Genomic DNA, 14568 nt, shown 5'->3' on the forward strand with positions numbered 1-14568 from the left:
CGGTCGGATCTACTCCGCCGGAACCGCGGCGCTGCTGTCGACATCCATGATCGGATGTTTCAGCAAGGGCAGCATCTCTTTCGGGCAGACCTGCAGGAAGTTGTCCTTCTCGGTCTCCCAGTCCTGCAGGATCTCTTCGGCACGGCGAGAGCCCGTTTCCTTCAGATGACGCTCGACCAGCGATTTCAGCTGTTCTTCCCAATGCGGCTGCGTTACCGGAACGGTGACAAGGCTTTCGGGATTGATGTAATCGCGCGCCAGCCCTTCCGGGTCATAGAGATAGGCCATGCCGCCCGTCATGCCCGCTCCGAAGTTTGCGCCGATGCGGCCAAGGATCACCGCGACACCACCGGTCATATATTCGCAGCCATTGCTGCCGCAGCCTTCGATCACGACCTTGGCGCCGCTGTTGCGGACCGCGAAACGCTCTCCTGCGCGGCCGGCGGCGAAGAGATAGCCATCGGTCGCACCATATAGCACGGTATTGCCGATGATGGTGTTATCGACGGCGACCAGCGGGCTGGCCATAGGCGGGCGCACCACGATGGTGCCGCCGGACAGGCCCTTGCCGACATAGTCATTGGCATCGCCGCTGACCTCCAGCTTCAGGCCCGGCGCGGCGAAGGCGCCCAGCGATTGCCCCGCGCTGCCGGTCAGGCGGATCGTCAGGTGATCGGGCTGCAGCTTGTTCCGCATGCCGAATTTCTGAACGATCATGCTTGAGGTACGCGTCCCGACCGTCCGCTGCGTATTGCGCACGGCATAGGAGAGCTGCATCTTCTCGCCCTCTTCAAAGAAGCGGGCCGCATCCTTGACGATTTCGGCGTCCAGCGTGTCCAGCACGGCATTGCGTGGCTTGCTGCGGTCATAGACGATCTTGTCCCAGCCATCGACGGTGATCAGCAGCGGGTTCAGGTCCAGATCGTCCAGATTGGCAGCGCCCCGGCTGACCTGGGTCAGCAGATCGGCGCGGCCGATAACCTCGTCCAGGCTACGGGCGCCGATGCTGGCCAGGATCTCGCGCACTTCCTGGGCGTAGAAGGTGATCAGGTTCACCACCTTGTCGGCGCTGCCGGTGAACATCGCGCGCAGCTTTTCATCCTGCGTGCAGACGCCCACGGGGCAGGTGTTCGACTGGCACTGACGCACCATGATGCAGCCCATGGCGATCAGCGCGGCGGTGCCGATGCCGTATTCCTCGGCCCCCATCATCGCGGCCATGACGATATCGCGGCCGGTGCGCAACCCGCCATCGGTGCGCAGGGTCACCCGGTCGCGCAGCCGGTTCATGGCCAGCACCTGATGCGCCTCGGTCAGGCCCATTTCCCAGGGCAGACCCGCGAATTTGATGCTGGTCGCCGGGCTTGCGCCGGTGCCACCGTTATGGCCCGAGATCAGGATCACATCCGCCTTGGCCTTGGCCACGCCCGCAGCAATCGTACCGACGCCCGAGGAAGCCACCAGCTTCACGGTGATCTTGGCGCGCGGATTGATCTGTTTCAGGTCATAGATCAGCTGCGCCAGATCCTCGATCGAATAGATGTCGTGATGCGGCGGCGGGCTGATCAGCGTCACGCCGGGGGTCGAATGGCGCAGCCGCGCGATCAGCGCCGTCACCTTCATGCCGGGCAACTGCCCGCCCTCGCCGGGCTTGGCACCCTGGGCGACCTTGATCTCTAGCTCTTCACAGGCGTTCAGATATTCGGCGGTGACGCCGAAGCGGCCCGACGCGACCTGCTTGACCTTGGCGCAAGGGTTGTCGCCATTGGGCAGGGGCTGGGAATGCGCCGGATCCTCGCCGCCTTCGCCGCTGTCGGATTTCGCGCCGATGCGGTTCATGGCGATGTTCAGCGTCATATGCGCCTCGGGCGACAGGGCGCCAAGGCTCATGCCGGGGGTCACGAAACGCTTGCGGATGCTGGTGATGCTTTCGACTTCCTCGATCGGGACCGGCTTGCCCAGCGGCTTCATGTCCAGCAGATCGCGGATATGGATCGGCGGATTGGCCCGCATCGTCTTGCTGTATTGCTTCCACAGATCATAGGACGCCTTGTCGCAGGCCAGCTGCAGCATCTTCATGGTGCTGGCTTCCCAGGCGTGCTTTTCGCCACTGCGACGCAGCTTGTAGAAGCCGCCCACCGGCAGCAATTCGATATTGTCGCCGGCATGGGCCTTGCGGTGCAGATCCTCGACCTTGGCCTGCAGACCGTGCAGGCCGATGCCGCTGATGCGCGAATGCATGCCGGGGAAATATTCGTTGACCATGGCGCGCGAAAGGCCCACGGCCTCGAAATTCAGCCCGCCCCGATAAGAGGACAGGACCGAGATCCCCATCTTGGCCATGATCTTCAGCAGACCGGCATCGATGGCATCGCGATAGCGGCGCATATTGTCGATCAGGCTGCCCGACAGCAGGCCGCGCTCGATCCGGTCATTGATCGAATCCTGCGCCAGATAGGGGTTCACCGTGGTCGCGCCGCAGCCGATCAGCACGGCAAAATAATGCGGGTCGATGCATTCCGCGCTGCGGATGTTCAGCGAACAGAAGGTGCGCAGGCCCTTGCGCGTCAGCCAGCTATGGACCGCGCTGGTGGCAAGGATCATCGGCATCGCGACGCGGTCGGGGCCTTGCCCCTCATCGGTCAGCACCAGATGGCCCGCGCCGGAACGCACGGCATCCTCGGCCTCGGCCCGGATGCGGGCCAGACCTTCGGCCAGCGCCTCGGTCCCGCCGCCGACGGGGAAGGTGCAGTCGATGCGGGTGACCGCCTCGCCGAACATCTTGACCATTTCCGCAAATTCGCCGGTCGCGACGAAGGGGCTTTCAAGGATCAGGATCTCGGTCTGGGCGCTGCTTTCATCCAGCACGTTCTTGAGGTTGCCGAAACGCGTCTTCAGCGACATCACCCGCGTTTCGCGCAGGCTGTCGATGGGCGGGTTGGTGACCTGGCTGAAGTTCTGGCGGAAGAAATGGCTCATCGGGCGATACTGGTTCGACAGCACCGCGGGCGGCGTGTCATCCCCCATCGAGGCGATGGATTCCTTGCCATCCTCGGCCATGGGCGACAGGATATGCTCCAGATCCTCCAGCGTGTAGCCGGCCGAGGTCTGGCGACGGCGCAGATCCTCGCCCGCAAAGCGCGGCTGTTCGGGCAGATCGCGCATCATCGCGTTCAGATCGACGACCTTTTCGATCCATTCGCCAAAGGGCTGGCTGGCGGCCAAACGGTCCTTGATCTCGGCATCGTGGTACAGCTTGGCGTCCCACATATCGACGGCGATCATCTGGCCCGGGCCAAGCGCGCCCTTTTCGCGCACGTCATGTTCATTGACCGGCACCATCCCGACCTCGGATCCCGCGATCAGCAGGTTATCCCCGGTCACGACATAGCGCATGGGACGCAGCCCGTTGCGATCCAGACCGCCGCAGACCCAACGACCATCGGTCATGGCCAGCGCGGCGGGACCGTCCCAAGGCTCCATCACGGCATTGCAATAGGCATACATGTCGGCCCAGGCCTTGGGCATGTCGGTGGTGGCCTTGGACCAGCTTTCGGGCACCAGCATGGTCTTGGTCATCGGCGCCGAGCGGCCCGAGCGGACCATCACCTCGAACACCGCATCCAGCGCCGCCGAATCCGAAGACCCTCCGGGCACGATCGGCTTGATATCCTCGGCCATTTCGCCAAAGGCGCTGCTGGCCATGCGGATCTCGTGGCTTTTCAGCCAGTTCACATTGCCTTTCAGCGTGTTGATTTCACCGTTATGGGCCAGCATGCGGAAAGGCTGGGCCAGCCACCATTGCGGGAAGGTATTGGTGGAATAACGCTGGTGATACAGCGCGAAGGTGGATTCGAACCGCTCATCCTTCAGGTCGGGATAGAATTCGGCCACCTGTTCGGCCAGCATCATGCCCTTATAGATGATGCTGCGGCAGGACAGCGAACAGAAGTAAAGCTGCGTGATCTGCGCGGCCAGCGCGGCTTTTTCGATGCGGCGGCGGATGATGTACAATTCACGCTCGAACTGGACGTGATCGATGTCCTTTTCGCAGCGGATCAGGATCTGTTCGATCTCGGGGCGGGTGGCATTGGCCTTTTCGCCCAGAACGGCGGTGTTCACCGGCACGTGGCGCCAGCCATAGATGTAGTGACCCATCCGCAGAACCTCGGATTCCACGATGGTGCGGCAGGTTTCCTGCTGGGCGAAATTGGTGCGGGGTAGAAACACCTGACCGACGGCGATCAGCTTGTCCTTGTCGGGTTCGTGCCCGGTGCGGCGGACCTGATCATAGAAGAAGGGCACCGGGATCTGCACATGGATGCCCGCGCCATCGCCGGTCTTGCCATCGGCATCGACAGCACCGCGATGCCAGATCGCCTTCAGCGCATCGATCCCGTTCTGTACGACCTTGCGGCTGGGCTTGCCGCCGATATCGACCACAAAGCCGACCCCGCAAGAGGAATGTTCGTCGTCCTGCCGATACAGGCTGTGCTCGGCCATGAAATTGCGGCGGGCTTCCTCGGCAGAGACCCAGTTTTCGTCAAACACGCTCATCGCGGTCTCCTTATCGGCTGGAGGCAAGGCGTAGCTTGCCTTGGCAATCGGGGGCAAAGACCCGGCGAGCAGAGGCCGGGGCAGTGATCAGTTTTTCTGCTGCGCGCTTCGGGCGGGCCGTCAATTCGCCCCCGCAATTCGGGCAACGTCCATCTGGCAGCGCCTCTGCGCAAGCAGGGCAAAAAGTGCATTCAAAGGAACAGATGCGTGCATCCGCGTCAGGCGGCAGATCAATGTCGCAGCATTCGCAGCCGGGTCGCATCTCAAGCATCGCCATGACCTTTCAACTGCGTCATCATCTGGTCGCAGTCGAATTGCGGAGTTGTTTCGCCATAGCCGTCCTCATCGGGAAAGCTGAACAGGACCGGGCTGTCATTCGATTCGCTCTGACGGCCGGTCCAGTCGGAGCCGGATTCGGTGCCGCCCAGAAAGCGGCCCAACTCGCGGCTGATATATTGCTGGCCGCTGCGCTTGATCAGCACATCGCCGGCGGAATTATAGGTGGTCAGTTCAAAGCGAGTCTCTTCCAGTTCAACCCCGTCGATCACTACCTTCTTGCCGGTCAGCTTGTCCTGACCGACGCGGTGCAGCCGTTCGCCCGTGTTCGATTCGGTCCAGAAGTCGAAATCGTCGCGTCCGGTTTCCAGCAGGGTGCTGAAGCTGGCATGGTCGCGGGCCTGTTCGATCAGGCGGTCCTGAATGCGGGTGCGGTAGCTGAAGCTTTCAAGCCAGCGGGTTTCGGCATCGATCAGCGATTCATAGCTCAGCCCGTCCTGGTCAAAGATCGCGGTGCGCTGATCGCCCGGATTATCCTTGTCGCAGCGATAGAACTGGCTGACGGTGCAGCCGCGATTCTGCACGGTCACGGTCAGGGTGCAGCCCTGCGGCGGGTCGAAATTGCCGGCCTGCCCGATCTGCGGGATCAGTATCGCGGCGGCGCTCACCGCGGCGCCCAGCCACAGCGCGGCGGCCCTGTCCGCCTGCCGCGACCGGGCCACAGCCCTTGCGCCTGTCTTTGCGTGTTGCATGGCCGGTTTCCCTTATTCGGCCGCGACGCGGGCGTCGCTGTTGAGGAAATTGGCAATGGATTCGGCGGCCTCGCGCCCATCGCGGATTGCCCAGACCACAAGGCTGGCCCCGCGCACGATATCGCCCACCGCGTAAACCCCGGGGATCGAGGTCTGATGCGTCTGGAAATCGGCCTTGACCGTGCCCCAGCGGGTCACTTCCAGCCCGTCCACGCCCCAGAGTTTCGGCAGATCCTCGGGCTCGAACCCAAGCGCCTTGATGACCAGTTCGGCCGGTTCGTCGTAATCCGCGCCCTCGATCAGTTCCGGCGACTGGCGGCCCGACACGTCGGGCGCGCCCAGGCGCATTTTCTGGATGCGGACGCTGGCGATCTGCGGCAGGCCCGCGACGTCAGCCTCTTCCGCCTCGGCAGCGATGCCGGTGACATGGCCGGTAAAGGCGCCGGGCGCTGAAAGCCAGACGAATTCGACGCCCTCTTCCTCGGCATTCTGAACCTCGCGCTGCGAACCGGGCATATTCGCGCGGTCGCGGCGATAGAGGCATTTCACCGATTGCGCGCCCTGACGAATGGCGGTGCGGACGCAATCCATGGCGGTATCGCCGCCGCCGATCACGACGACGCGCTTGCCATTGGCGTTCAACTCTCCATCCTCGTAATCGGGCACCTCATCGCCGAAATCGACCTTGTTGCTGGCGGTCAGGTAGTCGATGGCGCGCACGACGCCGCCTGCATTTGCGTTGTCGATGTCCAGATCGCGGGTCTTGTAGACACCGGTGGCGATCAGCACCGCATCATGCTTGCCGCGAATGGCATCAAAGCTGATATCCTCGCCGACATTGCAGTTCAGCACGAAATCGACGCCGCTATCCTCCAGCAGCTTGTTGCGGCGCATGACCACGTCCTTCTCCAGCTTGAAGCCGGGGATGCCATAGGTCATCAGCCCGCCCGCGCGGTCATATCGGTCATAGATCGTGACCTGAAAGCCTTCGCGCCGCAGCATGTCGGCCGCAGCCAGACCGCCCGGACCCGCGCCGATGATGCCGATGCTTTCGGAACGCTCTTGTTCCGGGCGGGCGGCCAGAACCCAGCCTTCCTCCCATGCGGTATCGGTGATGTATTTCTCGATGGCGCCGATGGTGACGGTGCCATGGCCCGACTGTTCGATCACGCAATTGCCTTCACACAGGCGATCCTGCGGGCAGATGCGACCGCAGATTTCCGGGAAGGTGTTGGTGGCCTGGCTGAGGTGATAGGCCTCTTGAAGCCGTCCTTCGGCGGTCAGGCGCAGCCAGTCGGGGATATTGTTGTGCAGGGGACAATGCGACTGGCAATAGGGCACGCCGCATTGGCTGCATCGCGCGGCCTGTTCGGCGGCCTTGGCCGCTGCGAATTCCCTGTAAATCTCGTGGAAGTCCTCGCTGCGTTCCGCCGCCTCGCGTTTCTGCGGCATTTCGCGCGGGATAGAGACGAATTTCAGCATCTTCTGCGTGGCCATTGCTGCGCAACCTTCCATTTCGGGACCTTCCGCAGCCTGCATAAGCTACGGCGCCCGGGATGAAAAGTCAGCAAGACTGACCTATATGCGGTATTCTGGCCGGCTCGGCAGAAAATTTCCGCCAGAAGGCCGAAAAATAGGTCAACCTTGTTTACATACCTGCTAGAAGAGCCAGCATAGCAAGGCCGCCGACGATGATTCGCCACCAGGCGAAAAGCGCATATCCGTGGCTGGAGACATAGCCCAGCAGCCAGCGTACCACGACAAGCGCGCTGAGGAAGGCCATGACAAAGCCGATGACGATATTGCCAAGCGCGGCAGAGTTCAGAACGTCCCAGTTCTTCATCAGGTCATAGGCAAAGGCGCCCAGCATGGTCGGCATCGCCAGAAAGAAGGAAAATTCCGCCGCCGAGCGCTTGCTGGCCCCCAGCAACAGCCCGCCCACGATCGTCGCGCCCGAACGCGATACGCCGGGGATCATCGCGATGCACTGGATCAGGCCGATTTTTAGCGCCATGGACAGCGGGAAATCCTCGACCTCGGTATAGCGCGGGTTCTTGGCCCAGCGATCCACAAAGAGCAGCACGATCCCGCCCAGGATCAGGTTGACCGCAATGAGCATCGGCGTTTCGAACAGGACCGTCTTGATAAAGCCGTGCGCCATGACGCCGATCACCACGGCGGGGGCAAAGGCGATCAGTACCGCGGCGATGAAATGCCGCGATTTCGGATCATGCGGGGCCGAGGTGAAGATCTGGTAAAGCCGCCGGGAATAGATCCCCAGCACGGCCAGCACCGCGCCCAGCTGAATCACGACCTCGAAGGCGCGCCCGGGCGAGTTGAAGCCCAGGAAATGCCCTGCCAGCAGCACATGGCCGGTTGAGGAAACAGGAATGAACTCGGTCAGCCCCTCGACGATACCGAGGAGCGCGGCAACGATTGTATTATGTTCCATTTACAGCGGACGCAGGTTCTTGGCCGAGCGTTTGATGGCCTCATACTGGCCAGAGGGGCGATAGGGCCACAGATATTGTTCCAGCACGGCCTCGGCGGCCAGCGGCTGGATCCCCAGATCGGCAAAGCTCTTGGCGCCCTCGCTGACCAGATTGTCCTGCGACAACAGCACCAACTGGTCACGCGGCAGCGGGTTCTTGACGATGCCGAAGGTCACGAACTGAACGATGCCAAGGATGGTCGAGCCCAGACGCGCCGCCCAGAAGGGCATCGAGATCACCAGGCGACGGCGATCGGTTTCCTGCAGCGTCTGCGCGGCGATCTCTCGCATGGTCATGATATCGGGGCCGCCAAGCTCGTAGATGCCGGGGGCAACCTTGCCTGCGGCGCCCATGGCCGCGGCCTTGGCGACGTCATTGACGAATACCGGCTGCAGCCTCGTCCTGGCGCCGATGATCGGCATGACCGGACTGGCCGCAGCCATGCCTGCAAAGCGATTGTAGAACTGATCGCCCGGACCGAACATCACCGAGGGGCGCAGGATGATCGCGTCAGGGCGCTGTTCCAGCACCGCCTCTTCGCCGCGCGCCTTGGCCGAGATATAGGGGCTGTCGGAATCCGCATCGACCGCAAGGCCCGAGATATGCACGACCTGCGCCACACCCAGTTCCGCAGAGATGCGCGCGACATGTCCGGCGCCCTCGACAAAGATATTCTCGAAATTGCTTTTGCCTTCGGGGTGCAGGATATTGACGCAGTTCACCACCGCATCCGCATCCGTCATCGCCGCGCGGACCGAGGCCTCGTCACGCAGGTTGCACAGCACCGGCACGACCTGACCGACAGCGCCATAGGTGCGGGTGAACAATGCCTCATCGGGGCGGCGAACGGCGACGCGGACGCGCCAGCCTTCCTGGGCCATGATGCGGGCGACCTGACGGCCAAGGAAGCCAGATCCGCCAAAGATCGTGACAAGTTTCGACATGGACCCTAAGCCTCCTTCGCGCCGCGTTTCGGTTGCGATCATTACCCAAGCGCGCGGGGCGCGGCAAGACGTGCAAGCATTTGGGCGCGAAAAGCCGTGCCTTTCGCCCGCGCTTTCGGGCCTGTCTGCTGGCGCTTGCAACCACCCGCCCCGGCAGAAAATCGGGCCGCCCGCAAACTTCCTGAAACTTTTTTATCGAACCCCATTGACGGCCCCCGCGACTGCCTTTAGAGACCCCGCTCACACCACCTGCCCAGGTGGCGGAATTGGTAGACGCGCACGGTTCAGGTCCGTGTGCCGCAAGGCGTGGAGGTTCGAGTCCTCTCCTGGGCACCATAAAACAAAACCCCCGAAGAACTGTGCTTCTTCGGGGGTTTTGCTTATGCGGCAACGAGCCTTGCTGACAGCGCCGTCGCCGGAAATCCCCGCTGCCGTGACGTCGGGGGAAACCCCTCCCGCCTCTTGCAGGTTTTTTTCTGGAAAATCCCCCGCATTTTCGTGATAGAGGCGCACGGCACAGCAGATGGACAAGGCGCGATGAGCATACATCTTTATCAGAACGATCTTCCCGAGGATCTGGATCTCGGCACGCTGGTGGCGATCGATACGGAAACCATGGGGCTGGATCCGCGCCGCGACCGGCTGTGTCTGGTGCAGATGTCGGCAGGCGATGGCGATGCGCATCTGGTCCAGATCGAACGCGGCCAGACCGAGGCGCCCAATCTGACAAAGATGCTGACCGATCCGAAGGTCACGAAGCTGTTCCATTTCGGACGCTTCGATATCGCGGCGCTGGAGAATACCTTTGGCGTCGTCACCTCGCCCGTCTGGTGCACCAAGATCGCCTCCAAGCTGGTGCGGACCTATACCGACCGGCACGGGCTGAAATACCTGCTGAATGAGCTGGTCGGCGTCGATGTCAGCAAGCAGCAGCAGACCAGCGACTGGGGCGCGGCGGACCTCAGCGATGCGCAGCTGGAATATGCCGCATCGGACGTGTTGCACCTGCACAAGCTGAAAGAGGCGCTGGAAACGCGCCTGCGTCGTGAAAACCGTATGGGGCTGGCTCAGGCCTGTTTCGATTTCCTGCCGGCCCGCGCCCATCTGGATCTGCTGGGCTGGGGGGATGAAAACGACATCTTCCATCACTAGGTTGGCGGCATGAACGGATATCTTGATACCGCCCGCCGTGTGATCCGGACCGAGGCAGAGGCGCTGGAGATGCTGGCGCAGGGGCTTGGCCCCGAATTTCGTCAGGCGATTGACGTGATCCTGCAGGCGCAGGGGCGGATCGTCGTGTCGGGCATGGGGAAATCCGGGCATATCGCGCGCAAGATCGCGGCGACATTCGCCTCGACCGGGACGCCCGCGCAATTCGTGCACCCGGCCGAGGCCAGTCATGGCGATCTGGGCATGGTCACGCAGGCCGATGCCGTTCTGATGTTGTCCAATAGCGGCGAAACGCCGGAACTGGCCGATCTGATCGCCCATACCCGTCGCTTCAACATCCCGCTGATCGGTGTGGCGGCGCGCCCCGAATCGACCCTGCTGCGGCAGGCCGATGTGGCGCTGGTCCTGCCCGCCGCGCCCGAGGCCTGCGGCACCGGGATCGTGCCGACCTCTTCCACCACGATGACGCTGGCACTGGGCGATGCGCTGGCCATTGCGCTGATGGAGCATCGCGAATTCACCCCCGAACATTTCCGCACCTTTCACCCGGGCGGCAAGCTGGGGGCGCGGCTGGCCAAGGTGGGCGATCTGATGCATGCCGATATGCCGCTGGTGCGCCGCGATACGCCAATGACCGACGCCTTGCTGGTCATCAGCCAGAAAGGCTATGGCGTGACCGGCGTGACGGATGAGGACGGGCGGCTGGTCGGGATCATCACGGATGGCGACTTGCGCCGTCATATGCAGGGGCTGCTGGATCACCGCGCGGATGAGGTGATGACCGCCAATCCCCGCACCATCGAGCCAGAGGCGCTGGCAGAGGCCGCGCTGGCCGAGATGCAGTCGCGCAAGATCACCTGCCTCTTCTCGGTCGAGGGCGATCAGCCGCGCGGCATTCTGCATATCCATGACTGCCTGCGCGCCGGCGTGGCCTGATCCATGAACCGCACGCGCATCGTCCGTTGGCTGAGGGTGCTGCTGCCGCTGCTGGCGCTGGCGCTGCTGTCGACGCTGTTTCTGTTTTCGCGCGAATCGGAACGGGAATCTCAGATCCCCTATGCCAGTGTGGATGCCGAAGCCATGGCCCGCGACCCGCGTATCGTCGCGCCGCAATATTCGGGCGTGACCGACGATGGCGCGCAGATCCGGCTTGAGGCCAGTCAGGTCGAACTGGGCGCGGGTGAATCCGGGCAGAACCTGCGGCTGGATTGGCAGCGGCCCGACGGGTTGCAGGCCGATCTGGTCGCGCCGGATGCCGGGGTCACGGGCGATCTGATTCAGCTGCGGGGCGGCGTCCGGATGACGACCTCCTCGGGCTGGCGGGTCGATGCCGATCAGATCGACGCCGCCACCGACCGTTCGCTTATCGCCGCGGAGAACGGGGTTCAGGCCAGCGCGCCCTTTGGCGAGATCACCGCCCGGCAGATGCAGTTGAAACCCGACGGGCAAAGCGCCGAGCCAGATGGCGGCGCAATCTTGAACTTTTCTGGCGGCGTTCGTCTGATATACCGTCCTTGACTTTAATCAGTTTTACCCAACGGAAGGACCATCGGATGATGCGCCCCCTGCTGACCGTCCTGTTTCTTGCGGCTGCTCCGGCCTTGGCGCAGAATATCACCTTTGGCGGGGTGAAGGCGGATACCTCTCAGCCGGTCGAGGTCGCGGCAGATAACCTGTCTGTCAATCAATCCGATGGCAGCGCCACATTCACCGGCAATGTGGTGATCGGTCAGGGAGAGATGCGGCTGGCCGCCGATACCGTCACCGTCGAATATTCCGAGGGCGGGCAGAATCGCATCCGGTCGCTGCATGCTCGCGGGAATGTGACATTGGTTTCCGGCCCCGACGCCGCAGAAGCTGCCGAGGCGGTTTATGACGTGGAAACCGGCAATGTCACCATGACCGGCCAGGTTGTGCTGACGCAGGGCCAGAACGTGCTGACGGGCAATAACATGACGGTCAATCTGGAAACCGGCACGGCGCAGGTCCAGGGGCGCGTGCGCTCGATCCTGCAATCGGGGGCGAATTGATGGCACGGGCAGCGTCAGGCGGGCTGGTCGTCAGCCAGTTGCGCAAGGCCTATAAGAACAGGCCGGTGATCCGCGACGTCTCGATGCAACTGTCGCGCGGAGAGGTCGTCGCCCTGCTGGGGCCGAACGGATCGGGCAAGACGACCTGCTTCTATTGCATTGCCGGGCTGGTCCAGCCCGATTCCGGGCAGGTGCTGATCGACGGTCAGGACGCCACCCGCCTGCCCATGTTCCGCCGCGCGCGCATGGGAATCGGCTATCTTCCGCAGGAAATGTCGATCTTTCGCGGTCTGACGGTCGAGCAGAACATCATGTCGGTGCTGGAGGTCGTCGAAAAGGATCAGCACCACCGCCGCGACCGGTTAGAGGAATTGCTGGGCGAATTTTCGATCGGCCATCTGCGCAACGCCCCCGCGCTGGCGCTGTCAGGCGGTGAACGCCGCCGGGTCGAGATTGCGCGATGTCTTGCCTCTGGCCCCAGTTTCCTGCTGCTGGATGAGCCCTTCGCCGGCGTCGATCCCATTGCCGTGGGCGAGATCCGCGAACTGGTTCAGGATCTGAAGACGCGGGGGATCGGGGTGCTGATCACCGATCATAACGTGCGGGAAACATTGGGGATCGTGGATCGCGCCTATATCCTGCATGACGGCCATGTGCTGATGTCCGGATCGACCCAGGAAATCATCGCCGACCAGCGCGTGCGCGAGGTCTATCTGGGCGACAGCTTTCAGATGGTCTGACGCGAAAGCCGGTTTCAATTTCGTGCAAGACGATATGCGCCCCGTTGACAGATTGCTTCGACTGTCACCAAATTGGACCAAGGGCGTGTTCATCCGCGCCCCGTCATTCCCGTTTCCGCCGCAGGCCGGCCTTTGAACGGGTCGGCGCATGTGGGAACGGGCAACCGGAGAGGAAATTCGATGCGCTACACGATCAGCGGAAAACAAATTGACGTCGGCGAAGCTCTGACCGCGCATGTCAAGGACGAGTTGGGCGAAACGTTGGGGAAATATTCTCAGCGTCCGACCGATGCGGCGGTTACCTTTTCAAAGGACGCGCATGAGTATTTGTGTGACGCCGTTGTGCACCTGTCCACCGGTCTGACGGTTCAGGCACGCGCCCACGCGACCGAGATTTACGCTGCTTTCGACGCGTGCAGGGAAAAGATGGACAAGCAATTGCGCCGCTACAAGCGGCGGTTGAAGGACCATCAGAAGGACAGGTCGGAGCCTGTTGAATTCGGGGCGGCTGACATGTATGTGCTTGCCGCTGAAGATGATGAATGGGAGGCCAAGGACGGCAGTCTGGAGCCGATCATCATCGCCGAAATGGAGGCGCGCGTGCCGACGCTGTCGGTCGGCGATGCCGTTATGCAGATGGAGCTGGCTGGAACGCCGCTGCTGGTGTTCCGCAATGAAAAACATGGCGGCGTGAATGTTGTCCATCGTCGTGATGATGGCAATGTCGGCTGGATCGACCCGCGCGGCACCGGAACGGTGCAATAAGCCGTGTGTAACGCCTGAAAACTGAGACGCCCCCGTCCTTGTGCGGGGGCGAACAGCTTGGGAAAGACACAATAATGCATCTAAGCGAAATCCTAAAGCCGGGCGCCGTGCGTTCTTTGGCGCAGGTGACCTCGAAAAAGCGACTGTTTCAGGAATTGTCCGAGCTGGCCCAGTCCGAATACGGGCTGAATGCCTCTGAGGTTCTGGATGCGCTGCAAGAGCGGGAAAGCCTGGGGCCGACCGGGGTTGGCCAGGGGGTGGCGCTGCCGCATGCCCGGCTGCACGGGCTGGATCAGGTCGTGGGCCTGTTCATCCGGCTGGAAAAGCCGCTGGATTTCGACGCTGTGGACCGCCAGCCGGTCGACCTGATCTTTGCCCTTCTGGCGCCCGAAAGCAGCGGCGTCGATCATCTCAAGGCGCTGGCGCTGGTGTCGCGGACGCTGCGGGATGCTGATTTAAGAAGCAAACTGCGCGCAAATGACGATCCGACGGCCCTTCACGCCGTCTTGTCCGCCGCTCAGGGCATCAAAGCCGCCTGAGTATTTTGCTTTGGTCCGATTCGGCCCTATATTGTCTCCGTAGGACCTAGGGGAGGGCCTGATATGAAGAAACACGACCTAGAGCAAGTTCACGCGGGCAATGCGCGCTTGCGTGAATTTACCCGGCAAGAGCGCGAATCCGGCGTCCATCCTTATATCGCCGCGCTGCGCTCTCGTCCCAAGGACAGGCCTGCAGACGGGCGCAAACTGTCCGAATACACCCGGATCGAGCGCGGCTACGAAACCTGACCGTATCCTTGCCACGGGTGGGCGCGGCAGATCGCCGCGCCACAGATCATGCTT

14 protein-coding genes and 1 tRNA gene are annotated in these 14568 nt (G+C 62.5%); 9 read left to right on the forward strand and 6 right to left on the reverse strand.

The genetic code is table 11. From position 1 onward, the window contains the following. Positions 1-9: 9 nt before the first annotated feature. From gltB to JHX87_RS13735, 6 genes are all read right to left on the reverse strand, one after another. Positions 10-4557 carry a glutamate synthase large subunit gene (gltB, locus tag JHX87_RS13710; RefSeq protein WP_271884278.1) on the reverse strand — a complete coding sequence of 1516 codons (4548 nt, stop codon included), beginning with the start codon at positions 4555-4557 and terminating at the stop codon, positions 10-12. Between the two features lie 10 nt (positions 4558-4567). Next, positions 4568-4834, reverse strand: coding sequence for a DUF1272 domain-containing protein (locus tag JHX87_RS13715; RefSeq protein WP_334220881.1), 267 nt, complete (start codon positions 4832-4834; stop codon positions 4568-4570). Beyond that, positions 4821-5585, reverse strand: a complete 765-nt coding sequence (locus JHX87_RS13720; protein WP_271884279.1) for a hypothetical protein — start codon at positions 5583-5585, stop codon at positions 4821-4823. Before JHX87_RS13720 ends, JHX87_RS13715 begins: the two co-directional genes overlap by 14 nt. 12 nt (positions 5586-5597) lie before the next feature. Next, on the reverse strand, positions 5598-7082 hold the full coding sequence (locus JHX87_RS13725) for an NAD(P)-dependent oxidoreductase (RefSeq protein ID WP_271884280.1): 1485 nt from the start codon (positions 7080-7082) through the stop codon (positions 5598-5600). 151 nt (positions 7083-7233) lie between these two features. Beyond that, positions 7234-8037: an undecaprenyl-diphosphate phosphatase gene (locus JHX87_RS13730; RefSeq protein WP_271884281.1), complete on the reverse strand. Its 804-nt coding sequence runs from the start codon at positions 8035-8037 to the stop codon at positions 7234-7236. Continuing rightward, positions 8038-9021, reverse strand: a complete 984-nt coding sequence (locus JHX87_RS13735; RefSeq protein ID WP_271884282.1) for a complex I NDUFA9 subunit family protein — start codon at positions 9019-9021, stop codon at positions 8038-8040. 251 nt (positions 9022-9272) lie between these two features. Here JHX87_RS13735 and JHX87_RS13740 point away from each other — a divergent pair. From JHX87_RS13740 to JHX87_RS13780, 9 genes are all read left to right on the forward strand, one after another. Then, a tRNA-Leu gene (locus JHX87_RS13740) sits at positions 9273-9357 on the forward strand. Positions 9358-9558: 201 nt separating this feature from the next. Beyond that, entirely contained in the window at positions 9559-10173 is a 615-nt protein-coding gene (locus JHX87_RS13745) for a ribonuclease D (RefSeq protein ID WP_271884283.1), read from the forward strand. 9 nt (positions 10174-10182) lie between these two features. Continuing rightward, complete coding sequence (locus tag JHX87_RS13750) at positions 10183-11127, forward strand: KpsF/GutQ family sugar-phosphate isomerase (protein WP_271884284.1); 945 nt, start codon at positions 10183-10185, stop codon at positions 11125-11127. A 3-nt stretch (positions 11128-11130) separates the two neighbouring features. Then, positions 11131-11709 (forward strand): hypothetical protein, encoded by a 579-nt coding sequence (locus tag JHX87_RS13755; RefSeq protein ID WP_271884285.1) that lies wholly within the window; start codon positions 11131-11133, stop codon positions 11707-11709. Between the two features lie 35 nt (positions 11710-11744). Continuing rightward, a complete protein-coding gene (gene lptA, locus JHX87_RS13760; RefSeq protein WP_271884286.1) occupies positions 11745-12221 on the forward strand; it encodes a lipopolysaccharide transport periplasmic protein LptA in 477 nt (158 codons plus the stop codon). Next, complete coding sequence (gene lptB / locus JHX87_RS13765; RefSeq protein WP_271884287.1) at positions 12221-12961, forward strand: LPS export ABC transporter ATP-binding protein; 741 nt, start codon at positions 12221-12223, stop codon at positions 12959-12961. Before lptA ends, lptB begins: the two co-directional genes overlap by 1 nt. A gap of 180 nt (positions 12962-13141) precedes the next feature. Then, positions 13142-13726 (forward strand): ribosome hibernation-promoting factor, HPF/YfiA family, encoded by a 585-nt coding sequence (hpf, locus tag JHX87_RS13770; protein ID WP_271884288.1) that lies wholly within the window; start codon positions 13142-13144, stop codon positions 13724-13726. A 74-nt stretch (positions 13727-13800) separates the two neighbouring features. Next, positions 13801-14265: a PTS IIA-like nitrogen regulatory protein PtsN gene (gene ptsN / locus JHX87_RS13775; protein WP_271884289.1), complete on the forward strand. Its 465-nt coding sequence runs from the start codon at positions 13801-13803 to the stop codon at positions 14263-14265. 63 nt (positions 14266-14328) lie between these two features. Beyond that, positions 14329-14514 carry a hypothetical protein gene (locus JHX87_RS13780; RefSeq protein WP_271884290.1) on the forward strand — a complete coding sequence of 62 codons (186 nt, stop codon included), beginning with the start codon at positions 14329-14331 and terminating at the stop codon, positions 14512-14514. Positions 14515-14568 lie beyond the last annotated feature (54 nt).

The sequence above is a fragment of the Paracoccus fistulariae genome (assembly GCF_028553785.1).
Classification (GTDB): domain Bacteria; phylum Pseudomonadota; class Alphaproteobacteria; order Rhodobacterales; family Rhodobacteraceae; genus Paracoccus; species Paracoccus fistulariae.